The sequence below is a fragment of the Dyella sp. EPa41 genome (assembly GCF_016586165.1).
In the GTDB taxonomy this organism is placed as follows: Bacteria; Pseudomonadota; Gammaproteobacteria; order Xanthomonadales; family Rhodanobacteraceae; genus Dyella.
The window spans coordinates 86,170-99,477 of sequence record NZ_BCPR01000004.1; the positions used below are offsets into that span (position 1 = coordinate 86,170).

The 13,308-nt window shown below is 66.3% G+C and carries 10 protein-coding genes; all 10 read left to right on the forward strand.

The window, feature by feature from the left end; genetic code table 11:
- Window positions 1-309: 309 nt before the first annotated feature.
- The 10 genes from JMF82_RS02770 (at window position 310) to JMF82_RS02815 (ending at window position 13,162) form a co-directional block, all read left to right on the forward strand.
- A complete protein-coding gene (locus JMF82_RS02770; RefSeq protein ID WP_201313008.1) occupies window positions 310-1,305 on the forward strand; it encodes a universal stress protein in 996 nt (331 codons plus the stop codon).
- 67 nt (window positions 1,306-1,372) lie between these two features.
- Window positions 1,373-2,353 (forward strand): quinone oxidoreductase, encoded by a 981-nt coding sequence (locus tag JMF82_RS02775; RefSeq protein WP_201313009.1) that lies wholly within the window; start codon window positions 1,373-1,375, stop codon window positions 2,351-2,353.
- Window positions 2,354-2,361: 8 nt separating this feature from the next.
- A complete protein-coding gene (locus tag JMF82_RS02780) occupies window positions 2,362-3,210 on the forward strand; it encodes a TauD/TfdA family dioxygenase (protein WP_201313010.1) in 849 nt (282 codons plus the stop codon).
- Window positions 3,211-3,246: 36 nt separating this feature from the next.
- On the forward strand, window positions 3,247-4,305 hold the full coding sequence (locus JMF82_RS02785; RefSeq protein ID WP_201313011.1) for a 3-keto-5-aminohexanoate cleavage protein: 1,059 nt from the start codon (window positions 3,247-3,249) through the stop codon (window positions 4,303-4,305).
- A 115-nt stretch (window positions 4,306-4,420) separates the two neighbouring features.
- Window positions 4,421-5,737, forward strand: coding sequence for an MFS transporter (locus tag JMF82_RS02790; protein WP_236585264.1), 1,317 nt, complete (start codon window positions 4,421-4,423; stop codon window positions 5,735-5,737).
- 32 nt (window positions 5,738-5,769) lie between these two features.
- Complete coding sequence (locus tag JMF82_RS02795) at window positions 5,770-6,321, forward strand: alpha/beta hydrolase (RefSeq protein WP_201313013.1); 552 nt, start codon at window positions 5,770-5,772, stop codon at window positions 6,319-6,321.
- Window positions 6,318-6,995 carry a DsbA family oxidoreductase gene (locus tag JMF82_RS02800; protein WP_201313014.1) on the forward strand — a complete coding sequence of 226 codons (678 nt, stop codon included), beginning with the start codon at window positions 6,318-6,320 and terminating at the stop codon, window positions 6,993-6,995. The genes JMF82_RS02795 and JMF82_RS02800 overlap by 4 nt, the downstream gene beginning before the upstream one ends.
- 520 nt (window positions 6,996-7,515) lie before the next feature.
- Window positions 7,516-9,327 carry a DUF1302 domain-containing protein gene (locus tag JMF82_RS02805; RefSeq protein ID WP_201313015.1) on the forward strand — a complete coding sequence of 604 codons (1,812 nt, stop codon included), beginning with the start codon at window positions 7,516-7,518 and terminating at the stop codon, window positions 9,325-9,327.
- Window positions 9,328-9,508: 181 nt separating this feature from the next.
- Window positions 9,509-11,143, forward strand: a complete 1,635-nt coding sequence (locus JMF82_RS02810) for a 3-(methylthio)propionyl-CoA ligase (RefSeq protein ID WP_201313016.1) — start codon at window positions 9,509-9,511, stop codon at window positions 11,141-11,143.
- A 93-nt stretch (window positions 11,144-11,236) separates the two neighbouring features.
- A complete protein-coding gene (locus JMF82_RS02815) occupies window positions 11,237-13,162 on the forward strand; it encodes a cytochrome c/FTR1 family iron permease (protein ID WP_307837950.1) in 1,926 nt (641 codons plus the stop codon).
- Window positions 13,163-13,308: the final 146 nt, after the last annotated feature.

A 13,308-nucleotide genomic window follows, 5' to 3' on the forward strand; every position in this document is an offset into this window, starting at 1 on the left:
TCCCCCTCCTAGCCGGGGGGGGATTCCACCGTCGTCGACGCCTAGCCTTGATGACGTGACAAAACAGGTCTGGCGTTGCAGCCGCTTGGCGGCTGCAGCCGGGTTGGACGAAACGCCAACGCGGCAGGGGTGGAGTCCGGCATGAGCCTCGCACGCCGAGGCTCGACCGGGCGGCTGGCAAGTCGCCCAAGAAGAAGGAACGGTGGATTCCATCGCCATCCACGCAAGGACACATGTTCCGGCGGCCATCGCAAGGTGCGGTGGATATGCCGCCCGGCGTCACGGGTTGCACACCTGCCTGGAGTCTGCATGTACCGCCATCTGCTCGTTCCCCTCGATGACAGCGATCGCGCGATCGAAACGGTCAACAAGGCCGTCAACCTCGCGCGCACGCTCGGGGCGCGGGTCAGCTTCCTGCATGTGCACGACCAGCACCCGGCACCGGCGGACAGCAACCTCATGCCGGGCGGATACGCGGCCACTCGCCATGAGCGCGCCCGCGCGCTGCTGACCAAGGCGGAAGCCGCCGCGCGCGCCCTCGGCGTGCCGTGCGATTCGACCATCCTCGAGGGCCATCCGCCCCACGAGATCATTCTCGACACGGCCCGCAAGAGCGGCTGCGACCTGATCTTCATGGCGCCGCACGGCCGCAAGGCCGCGCTTGGCGCAGTCCTTGGCACGCAGACGACGCACGTACTGACCGCAGGCGATGTGCCGGTGCTCGTGTCGTCGCCGCAGGATGCCGGCCTCGCCCATCCCATGGTCGAGGTGATACGCGGCGAACACCGTGCGCTCGCCGCCGTGCTGCATGCGTGGCTGCACCTGCTGGACAACGTGGCCCCGCAGGATCCCGCGACCGTGGTCGAGCTGATGCGGGCGATGGCCCGTTACATCGTGAAGTTCCCGTTGGCCTTGCATCGCCCTAGCGAGCACGACTACCTGTTCTTCGTGTTGCGCGGACGCACCGCCGTCGTCCATGCCGAACTGGACGAGCTGGAACGCCAGCACGAACGCGAACGCGCGATGGCCGAGACCCTCGGCGACGAAGTCGAACATTACGCGCTGGGCCAGGCCACCCTGGGCCAGCTGCGCGATGCCGTCGAAACCTATGCGCACTTCATGTGGGAACACATGGGGCGCATCGAGGGCGTGGTGTTGCCTGCGGCTCAGCGCTACCTCTCCGAAGCCGACTGGAACGAAATCCAGGCATCGGCGACCCGGCCCGGCAGTTTCCGCGCGAATGGCGACGCACAAGCGGCCTACCGGCAACTGTTTTCATGCATCGCCCATCTTGCGCCGCCATGAGCGCGGCCCACGCCATATCCGGAAATACCCGGCGCCATGCGCCGACGCTTTGAACGAGGATTACCGTTTGGAACACGCCATCCGTTTTTATGAAGCCGGCAGCCCCGATGTGCTGCGCTACGAAACGACCCAGGTCGGCGCGCCCGGGCCCGGCGAAGTCCGCCTGCGCCACCAGGCGGTAGGCCTCAACTTCGCCGACACGTATTTCCGCAACGGCACCTATCCCATCCCGCTACCCAACGGCATCGGCGTCGAAGCGGCCGGCATCGTCGAAGACGTGGGCCCTGGCGTGAGCAATGTTTCCGTCGGCGACCGCGTGAGCTATACGGGTTTCGTCAACACCCTTGGCGCGTACAGCACGGTCCGGCTGGTACCCGCCGCGCCGCTGATCCTGTTGCCCGAAGACATCAGCAGCGAAACCGCCGCCGCGATGACCATGCGGGGCCTGACGGCGGCCTACCTCATGCGTCGCCTCTACCCGTTCCAGGCGGGCGAAACGATTCTGCTGCACGCTGCCGCCGGCGGCGTCGGCCTGATCGTCTCGCAGTGGGCGAAGCTGCTTGGCCTGCGCGTCATCGGCACCGTCTCGACCGACGCGAAGGCAGCCGTTGCACGCGCGCACGGCTGCGACGAAGTCATCAACTACAGTCATGAGGACATCGCTGCGCGCGCCCGCGAACTGACCGGCGGCGAGGGCGTGTCCGTGGTGTTCGACTCGGTGGGCAAGAGCACGTTCATGGCCTCGCTCGATTCGCTGCGCCGACGCGGACTGATGGTCTGCGTCGGTACCGCGTCGGGCACCATTGCGCCATTCGATCCGCAATTGCTCGCCATGAAGGGCTCGCTGTACCTCACGCGCCCGGCCCTGGCCGACTACATCGCCGATCCGGCCGACAAGGCCGATCTCGCCCAGCGGCTGTTCGATCACGTGGCATCCGGCCGCATCAAGATCGAGATCAACCAGCGGTATGCGCTCGAAGACGCGGTGCAGGCGCATCGCGACCTGGAAGCGCGCAAGACCACCGGCTCGTCGATCTTCGTCATCTGAGGCACCCCATGCGTATCGAGCAACTCACCTGCAACATCGGCGCCGAACTGTTCGACGTCAATCTCGCCGATGCCGTCCACGACGACGACCTGTTCGGGGAGATCAAGGCCGCGCTTCTCAAGCACCGCGTGCTCTTCCTGCGCGACCAGGACATCAGTCGCCAGGAGCACGTGGCCTTCGCGCGCCGCTTCGGCGAGCTGGAAGACCATCCGGTGGCGCCCAGCCACCCGGATGCACCAGGCCTGGTGCAGATCTACAAGACGCCCGACGCGCCGATCGAGCGCTACGAGAATGCCTGGCACACCGACGCCACCTGGCGCGCCGTGCCCCCGATGGGGTGCGTGCTGCGTTGCGTGGAGTGCCCGCCGGTGGGCGGCGACACCATGTGGGTCAACATGGTGAGCGCCTACGACATGCTGCCGGCCCACATCAAGAAGCAGATTTCCGGCCTGTATGCGCGCCACAGCATCGAAGCCTCGTTCGGCGCCGCCATGCCGATCGAGCGGCGCCATGCGCTGAAGGCGCAATACCCCGATGCGGAGCATCCCGTGGTGCGCACGCATCCGGAAACGGGCGAGAAGATCCTGTTCGTGAATGCATTCACCACGCACTTCACCAACTTCCACACGAAGGACAATGTGTGCTTCGGCCAGGACGCCAATCCGGGCGCGAGCCACCTCCTGAGCTACCTGATCAGCCAGGCCTGCATCCCTGAATTCCAGGTGCGCTGGCGCTGGAGCAAGAACAGCGTCGCCATCTGGGACAACCGCTCCACGCAGCACTACGCGGTCATGGACTACCCGCCCTGCCATCGAAAGATGGAGCGCGCTGGCATCGTCGGCGACGCCACGTTCTGAACCCAGACCATCCACCACAGAGCAACAGGACAAGCCATGAACTTCCTCGACGGTTCGCTGTTTCCCGAGTACCAGGACAAGCTGGTCATCACCGCCGCGCCCTACGGTCCCGAGTGGATCCCTTCGGATTTCCCGGAAGACATCCCGGTCACCATGGAGGAGCAGATCCAGAAAGCGGTCGACTGCTACAACGCCGGCGCCAGCGTGCTGCACCTGCACGTGCGCGAGCTGGACGGCAAGGGTTCCAAGCGCCTGTCGATGTTCAACGAGCTGATTGCCGGCGTGCGCAAGGCGGTGCCGGACATGGTCATCCAGGTCGGCGGCTCGATCTCCTTCGCCCCCGAAAACGACGGCGCGAGCGCCAAGTGGCTGAAGGACGACACTCGCCACATGCTGGCCGAGCTCGATCCCAAGCCGGACCAGGTGACCGTCACCGTCAACACGGTGCAGATGAACATCGTCGAGCAGATGGAGATGGCGGACATTGCCGGCACCTCGCTGGCCGAAGCGCCGACCTACCAGGCGTATCGCGAGATGATCGTGCCGTCAGGCCCGGGCTTCATCGAAGAGCACATCAGGCGATTGACCGCCGCCGGCATCCAGAGCGCCTTCCAGTTCTACAACATCAACAGCTACGAGACGGTGGAGCGGCTGATACGGCGCGGCGTCTACAAGGGCCCCCTCGTGTGCAACTGGGTGGCGATCGGCGGCGGCATGGATCAGCCCACCATCTACAGCCTGGCCAACTTCCTGCGCGCCATGCCGGACGGCGTCATGCTGACGGTGGAAAGCAGCATGCGCAACGTGCTCCCCATCAACATGATGGGCATCGCCATGGGCCTGCACGTGCGCTGCGGCATCGAAGACAACCTGTGGAACCAGTCGCGCACCGCCAAGATGACGACGGTCGAGCAGATCGAGCAGCTGGTGCGCATTTCGCGCGAGTTCGGCCGCGAGGTCGCCAACGGCAAGGAGGCGCGCGAGATCCTGAAGATCGGCGTGTTCTACGACACCATCGAAGAGACCTTGGCCGCCAACGGCTTTTCGCCCAACCGCAAGCAGGCAAAGCCGGGGCTCGCCGAGCTCGCCGCCTGAGTCGTAACGGCCATCGCACCGGAGCCGTTGGCGCTCCGCGTGACGGGCCAAAGCGCGACAGATGCCGTCGCGCCACCACAGCCGGCATCGGGCCGGCGAGGAGACCGCTTTGGGAATGCACTACGCCGAGGCAACCACACTCGACACACCCGCCACCTCCATGGCAACGCCGCGCGCCTATGCCTGGGTCGTGTTCGCGCTCACGTTCGGGCTGCTGCTGTCGGACTACATGTCGCGCCAGGTACTCAATGCGGTCTTCCCCCTGCTCAAGGCCGAATGGGGTCTTTCGGACACCCAGCTGGGATCGCTTTCCGGCATCGTCGCCTTGCTGGTCGGCGTGCTCACGTTTCCGTTGTCCGTCATCGCGGATCGCTGGGGGCGCGTGCGCAGCATTCTCCTGATGGCCATGTTATGGAGCGTGGCAACGCTCGCCTGCGGCATCGCCACCAATTACGGCCAGATGCTGGCGGCGCGCTTCTTCGTCGGTCTCGGCGAGGCCGCCTACGGCAGCGTCGGCATCGCGCTGATCATCAGCATCTTCCCGGCCTATCTGCGCTCCACGCTCACCGGCGCGTTCATGGCCGGCGGCGCGTTCGGTTCGGTGGTCGGCATGGCGCTCGGTGGCGTCTTCGCCGCCCGGTTCGGCTGGCGCTCGGCGTTCGTCGCCATGGCGGTCTTTGGCGTCGCGCTGGTGATCACCTATGCCTTGACCGTCAACGAGCAGCGGCTGCGTGGCAGCGACGCTGCCGCCATGGAACTGCGCCACGGCCGTCCCGGCTTCAGCATGTCCCTGCGCAACATGTTCGCCGGGCTTTTTTCGACGACCTCGGTGATATGCGCCTATGTCGGCAGCGGCCTGCAGTTGTTCATCATGGCCGCCGTCATCGCGTGGATGCCCAGCTACCTCAATCGTTACTACGCGATGGCGCCCGACAAGGCAGGCGTCACCGCCGCTATGTTCGTACTGATCGGCGCGATCGGCATGGTGATCTGCGGCGTGGCCACGGACCGCATCTGCCGCCATTCGCCACCGCGCAAGCTGGCCATGGCGATGGCCTATTGCCTCACCACCGCGCTCGTCCTCGGCATCGCCTTTCAGTTGCAGCCCGGCGTCGCGCAGCTTGCTGTCATCGGCATGGGCATGTTCCTTGCCGCCGGCACCTCCGGGCCGGCCGGCGCCATGGTCGCCAACCTCACGCCGACACCGATTCACGCCACGGCGTTTGCCACGCTCACGCTCGCCAACAACCTGCTGGGCCTCGCGCCAGGGCCGCTGCTGACCGGCATCCTGGCCGACCAGGTCGGGCTGATGGACGCGTTCAAGCTGGTCCCGTTCATGGCGCTGTTCGCTGCGTTCGCCTTCTGGATCGGCCGGCGCCATTACGCGCAGGACATCGCCCGCGTGCAGGCACGGGCGCTCGCTGAAGCGTGAGCCCTCCGGACAACGACGAGATGGATACACCCGTGACGAGTCCCACCATCCTGATGGTTCCCGGCCTGCGCGACCACGTCGCCGAACACTGGCAGACACTGCTTGAAGCCAAGTTGCCCAACGCACGATCCGTGCCGCCGCTGGAGCTCGACAAGCTGAGCCGTGCCGCGCGCGTCAGTGCGCTCGACGAGGCGCTTGCCGCCATCGATGGCCCGGTGATCCTGGTTGCCCACAGTGCCGGCGTGATGATCACGGCGCATTGGGCCCGCGCGCACCAACGGCCCATCCATGGTGCGCTGCTGGTGACGCCGGCCGACCTGGAGTCGCCGATGCCGCAAGGCTATCCGGCCACGGATGTCCTGCGTGACAACGGTTGGTTGCCCATCCCACGCGAGCGCCTGCCCTTTCCCTCCATCCTCGCCTCCAGCGAGAACGACCCGCTATGCAATGCCCAGCGTGCGACCGAACTGGCGAAAAGCTGGGGAAGCCTCATCGTCGATCTCGGCAAGGTCGGTCATCTCAACCCGGCAGCCGGTTACGGCCCGTGGCCACAGGCTGAAGCGCTGATCGAATCGTTGCGATGATCGGACGGTCATCGGAAAGCCGCCGACGCATCGAGATCGACTTCTACTTCGATCTGGTCTGCCCGTGGTGCCTGATCGGCAAGCGCCGGCTCGAAAGCGCCATCGACCTCATCGCGCTGGCCTACGCCGACGTGGATGTCGCCATCCACTGGAAGTCGCTGCCGCTGCTTCCCGCACTGCCGGCCGAGGGCGTGCCATACGGCGCGTTCTATCTCCATCGGCTGGGCAGCGCGGCGGCGGTAGCGGTGCGCCGACGACAGATACGCGAAGAAGGCCTGGCCGCCGGCGTGGCGTTCTGCTTCGAACGGATCGAGCGCATGCCCAACACCTTGGCGGCGCACCAGTTGGTCGCGCTTGCTGGCGAGACAGGCGGCCCAAGGCTGCAGGCTTCAGTGATCGAAGCGCTGTTCGACGCCTACTTTCTCCGCGGTGAGGACCTTGGTGACATTCCGTTGCTCGCCACGATCGGCGAGGCGCATGGCATCGAGCACGCCATCAGCATGGCCCGTCTGGAGCACGCCATGCGTGAGGCACCGCTGGAACGCTGGCAGTCGGAAGCCCGGCGCCTGGGAATTTCGGGCGTGCCATCCATCGTGAACGAGGGGCGGGTACTGCAGGGCGCGCTGCCACCGGGTCAGCTCGCCAAAGCCTTGCTGGACGCCTTGCCTGCCTGATCAGGCGCAGCGCCCATGACCGCGCAGGGATGCACTCGATCCACGCCGGTGCACACGTGGCGGAGCCCTGCCAGCTGCGTCCACGTGCCTCGCGCCAAACCCACGAAGCGAGTGCGCAGCGCTGTGCGTCTCGCTCTGCATGCGCGTCGCTTCTTGCCTCCCCCATCGGGTTGGGGGGGGTCTTCAAGAGAGGGGCACAACACTCTCGTCCAACCGGAGTCACGCCGACGGCGATGCAGTCGGCGGCGATGACGCCCCGTTGCGGCCCAGCCGCGCAGATAGCGCGAGTGCGGAGCTGCCGGACCGGGATGGTTTCGTGGGCATGAATCGCTGCGCCGCCGGGAACACCTTCCGGCGCGGATGGCGACACATGCCTGCAGGTGGATCAACAACAACGAGGTCGTACGGGGCCATGGCCCCATGCGTCAGCCCTCGTGCCGCTCGCGATGTTCGGGCCGCACCGGGAGGCGACACGCACGGCGTGACGACCAGAACGGCACACATGGGGGAGGAGTACGGCATGAAGAACGTTTATGGGGCGAACAGGCGCCGAAGCGGGACGACCATTCGCGTGATGGCATGGGCGGTGGCCGCGGCGCTTGGCACCTCGGGAGCTGTGCATGCGACGGAGATCGACACCGGCAATCCGGACATCTCGATCCGCTGGGACAACACCGTTCGCTACAACCTCGGTCATCGCGCGCATTCGCAGGACCAGTCGATCCTCAACAGCCCGAACAATGACGATGGCGACCGCAACTTCGGCAACCACTCCATCGTCACCAACCGCCTGGACGTGGTGAGCGAGTTCGACTTCGTCTACAAGAAGAACTACGGCTTCCGCGTGAGCGCCAACGGCTGGTACGACCAGGCGTACAGCTCGCTGGACAACACGCACGTCAGCTCGTCCAACCATATCGTCAATGGCAAGCCCGCACTCGGCCTGCCCAATTACACCGAGCGCTATTTCGAAGGCCCGTCGGGCCAGTTGCTCGATGCCTTCGCCTTCGCCAACTTCGACATCGGCGGGGTGAACGTCAACACCAAGGCGGGTCGCTACGACCTGTTCTGGGGCGAGGCCCTGCTCAACCCGATCCACTCGCTGAGCTATGGCCAGTCACCGCTGGACATCGGCAAGCTGCTCACCGTGCCCGGCGCCACCGCGAAGGAGCTGTTCCGTCCGCGCACGCAGGTGTCGGCGCAGGTCCAGGCCACGCCCACCCTTTCGTTCGAAGGCCAGTACTATCTTCGCTGGGAGCAGGTGTATTACCCCGAATCGGGCTCCTACATGGACCCCAATGACGCGGTGTTGAAGGGCGGCCAGTCGATCTACATCAACCCGACCCAGCGCGCGCTGCGCGGCCAGGACATCACCCCGCAGGATCACGGCGACTGGGGCCTGGCGATGCACTGGAGCCCGGAGGCCATCGATTCCACCATCGGCCTCTACTACCGCAACACGTCCGACATCCAGCCGCAATTCATGCTGGCGCCGGCCGTGGCGCCCAACGTGCCCGCCGCGGCCTGCAAGGCGCTCGGTTACAAGTCGCTCACGCCGACCATCTGCTACATCAACCCGTCGATGGCCACCGTGCCGCAGGTGCTGGCCGGCAATGTCGGCAAGTACATGGCCACCTACGCCGATGGCATCGACATCTACGGCGCGAGCTTCGCCAAGCAGATCCTCGGCGTCAGCTTCAGCGCGGAAGTGAACTACCGCCACAACATGCCCCTGGTAAGCATTCCGGTACAGTTGCTGCCCACGCCGCTGGCCAACAAGGTGGTCGGTGCGATCAACACCTTGCCGACGGACGGCAATGTTGCCGGCGCTCGCGGCGACACCTGGCATGCGGTCACCGATTTCGCCGGTGTCGTGCCGAAGACGCCGCTGTTCGACACCGCCAACTACGTGGTCGAGTTCGTGTGGAGCCGTTGGGACAAGGTCACGCAGAACCCCAACGCGTTCGAAGGCACCAGCCCCGGTTACACCGGCATCGACAAGCCGACGAAGAACTACACAGGCACGCAGCTGAGCTTCACGCCGACCTGGTTCCAGGTTTATCCGGGCGTGGACCTGCTGGCGCCGATGACCTACACGATGGGCCTGTCCGGCAATTCGGCTGTCACCTTCGGTGGCAACAAGGGCATGGGCAACTTCTCCTTCGGCGTTGGCGCGGACGTGCGCCAGAAGTACCGCTTCGACCTGAAGTACATCGGCTATGTGGGCCGCCTCGCCGTCAACCAGGCGGGCGTGGTCACCTCCAGTGCCGGCCTTGCCTCGTTGCTGCGCGATCGCAACTACATCGACCTCACGTTCCAGACGACCTTCTGACGAGAACACGGCATCGCCGCCGTGCGCGGCGGTGCCGGACGACTTCCCACCGATAAAAACCATTGGCAACTTCACGCGACATCCCACTGAAGCGTCGCCCTTCCATGAAGGGACGACATGCCAGGCAGGCGGCCACCGCCTGCTTCATGCACATCCCCTGCCCTTTATGCGGAGCACCGCGATGATTGGCCTGATGATGCAGCAACCGCTGCTTGTCTCGTCCCTGCTGACCCACGCCGCGCGGCACCATGCCGAGCAGGAGATCGTGTCACGGCGGGTCGAGGGCGACATCCATCGTTATCGTTTCACCGACATGGCGGCACGATCGCGCCGTCTCGCCAACGCACTCGCCGCGTTGGACATCCGCCCGGGTGATCGCGTGGCCACGCTCGCATGGAACGGCTATCGCCACCTCGAGCTCAACTTCGCCGTGTCCGGCTCCGGCGCCGTGCTGCATACCATCAATCCGCGGCTGCACCTGGATCACATCACCCATATCGTCGAGCACGCCGACGACAAGGCCATCTTCTTCGACCTGACGTTCCTCCCCATGATCGAGGCGCTGCGCTCCCGCCTGAGCACGCCGCGCCTGTTCGTCGCCATGTGCGATGCGGAGCGCCTGCCCGGAAGCGGCGGGATGCTCTGCCATGAAGACCTGATCGACCTCCATGACGACGGCCACGAGTGGCCGTCGCTGGACGAGAACACGGCCTCTTCGCTCTGCTACACCTCAGGCACGACGGGCAATCCGAAGGGCGTGCTGTACAGCCATCGCTCCACCGTGCTGCACTCGTACGCCGGCGCGCTGCCCGATGCGTTCCATTGCTCCGCACGCGACACCATCCTGCCCGTGGTGCCGATGTTCCACGTCAATGCCTGGGGCTTGCCGTTCATTGCCTGCATGGTCGGCGCGAAGCTGGTGCTGCCCGGCCCGGCTCTCGACGGCCAGTCGCTGCATGAGCTGATCGAAGCCGAGCAGGTGACGCTGTCTGCCGGCGTGCCGACGATCTGGCAGGGCCTGCTTGCGCACGTGGCCGGCCGCAGCCACGCCTTTTCCTCGATGAGGCGCACCGTGATCGGCGGCGCGCCGTGCCCCACGGCCATGGCCGTGCAATTCCAGAAGACGCACCAGGTCGATGTACTGCATGCCTGGGGCATGACCGAGCTGAGTCCGCTGGGCACCGTGTGCAGCTTCAAGCCCCGGCATCTCGCCCTGCCCGAAGACGAGCGTTACGCCATCCAGGCCAAACAGGGGCGTGCCGTGTTCGGCATCGACATGAAGATCGTCGATGGCCAGGGCAACGAACTGCCGTGGGACGGCGAGGCGGTCGGCGACCTGATGGTGCGAGGCCCCTGGGTGGCCGCCGGTTATTACGGCGAGTTGTCCACGCCGGTGCATGCCGACGGCTGGTTTCCCACCGGCGACATGGCGCGCATCGACCGCGACGGCTTCATGCAGATCACCGACCGCAGCAAGGACATGATCAAGTCCGGCGGCGAGTGGATCAGCTCGATCGACATCGAGAACATCGCCTGTCTTCATCCCGGCGTGGCAAGCGCCACCTGCATCGGCGTGCGCCATCCGAAATGGGACGAACGCCCGCTGCTGCTCATCACCCGATCGCCCGGAAGCACGCTGGACAAGGACGAATTGCTGTCGTTCCTCGAAGGCAAGCTGGCGCGCTGGTGGAAGCCGGACGATGTGATCTTCCTCGGCGGCTTTCCGTTGGGGGCCACTGGCAAGGTGCTGAAAAACAAGCTGCGGGAACAGTACGGCGCGCATTACGCCGGATCCGGCACCCCTACGCCGGGCTGACGCGCTGCCGCCCCGGTCGGCAGCGCCGTCCTGCGGCGAAAGGCCCCGCATCTCGCGATTGGATCAAGGCGGGTGTAGACTCATTTAATGAGAATGACTCGCATCCGCGCACGACTGGCCGCCCTCCTGCTGCCCGGCCTCATCGCCGTGCTCTCGACCGTTCACGCAGGCGATGCCTCGCCGCCCAACGTCAGCCAGACCTGGCAGATGCTGGATTACCTGGCGGTCGACTACGCCGGCGCCGTCCGGCACGGGCAGGTGGTCAGCGCATCCGAGTACGAGGAAATGCGCGAGTTCGCCCGCCATGCGCGCGACAAGGTCGATGCCCTGCCACCTTCGCCCGCCTCGCCGGCATTGCGCACACAGGCCGACCAGCTGGTCGCGTTGATCGATGACAAGGCGACCGAGGCCGATGTCGCGCGCCAGGCGCATGCGCTGGCGAACGCCCTGCTGCAGGCCTATCCCGTGCCCACCGCGCCCGCGCACGCGCCCGACCTGGCTCGCGGCGCAACGCTCTACCAGGCGCAGTGCGCCGCCTGCCATGGCGCCACCGGGCACGGCGACGGCCCGGCCGGCCTGCAGCTCACGCCGCGTCCGATCGACTTCACCAACCAGGCCCGCGCCGACCAGCGCAGCGTGCTTTCGCTCTACGAAGTGATCACCCAGGGCGTCGCCGATACGCCGATGGCGAGCTACAAGGCGGTGCTGTCCGACGACGATCGCTGGGCACTGGCCTATTACGTGGGAACACTCGCTTATGCGAACGCATCCCGAGGCGGCATGCAGGCATGGCAACAGGACGCCAAGGCGCGTGGTGCCATCGCATCGCCCAGCGAGCTCGCGCGCGCCCGCGTCAGCGAACTCGCCGAAACCGTCGGCGCCGACCAGGCGCGCGTGATCATCGGTTACCTGCGTGCCCACCCGGACGCCGTCCACCAGGCGCTCGAGGGCATTCCGCTGGCGCGTGCCCGCCTGGCCGCCAGCCTGGATGCCTATGGCCGCGGTTCCACAGACGAGGCGCAGCAACTCGCCCTGTCCGCCTATCTCGACGGCATCGAACCGGTCGAAGCACGACTCGACGCGCGTGACAGCGCCTTGCGCTCGCGCATCGAAACGGCGATGGGTGCCTACCGCACCGCGCTTGCAAGGACGGGCAACCAGGAAGCGGTCGCCACCCAGGCACACGCCGTCGACGGCATGCTCGAACAGGCGCATCAGCTGCTGACGGCCGCTGCCGCCAGCCCTGCGGCGACGTTCGTCGGCGCGCTGACCATCCTCGTGCGCGAAGGCCTGGAGGCCTTGCTGGTGGTGGTCGCCCTGCTCGCCTTCCTGCGCAAGGCGGATCGACATGACGCAACGCGCTACGTGCACGCCGGCTGGACCCTGGCCCTGCTCGCCGGCGCCATCACCTGGGGCATCGCCAGCTACGCCATCAGCATCAGCGGTGCCAGTCGCGAACTGACCGAAGGCCTCTCTTCGCTGTTCGCCGCCGCCGTACTGCTGGGTGTCGGACTGTGGATGCACCAGAAGAGCATTGGCGGACGCTGGCAGTCGTACCTGAAGGCCAAGATGGCCACGGCGCTGGACCGCAAGTCCGCCTGGTTCGTGTTCGGCCTCACCTTCATCTCGGTGTATCGCGAAGTGTTCGAGACGATTTTGTTCTACACCGCGCTATGGAACGAGGGCCAAGGCTTCTGGTTGCTGGCTGGCCTCGTCACGGGCGCCGCGTTGCTGTCGGTGATCGCATGGCTCCTGTTGCGCAGCAGCCGCCGGCTGCCGCTTGGCACGTTCTTCTCGGTGAGCTCGGCGGTCATCGCGGTGCTTGCGGTGGTGCTCACCGGCAAGGGCGTCGCCGCCCTGCAGGAAGCGGGCTGGGCCGCCGTCACCACGGCGCCCGCGCCATCCATCGACTGGCTGGGCATCTATCCGACGTGGCAGTCGCTGCTGGCCCAGCTGGCCGTCACGCTGATGCTGGTCGCCGGCTTCACTGTCAATCGGTGGCGCGCGCGCGCTGCCTGAGGCAGGCGAGCCGCATCCCCCATCACGTGGCGGGATGCTTCGGCCCTCGCACTCCAGTGCGCAGCCGTGGCGCCTCGACGGCAAAGCTCCGACGGCCCGTCGCGCACAAGGTGCGCTCACCAACGAAGAGGGCGGCCACGCAGCAC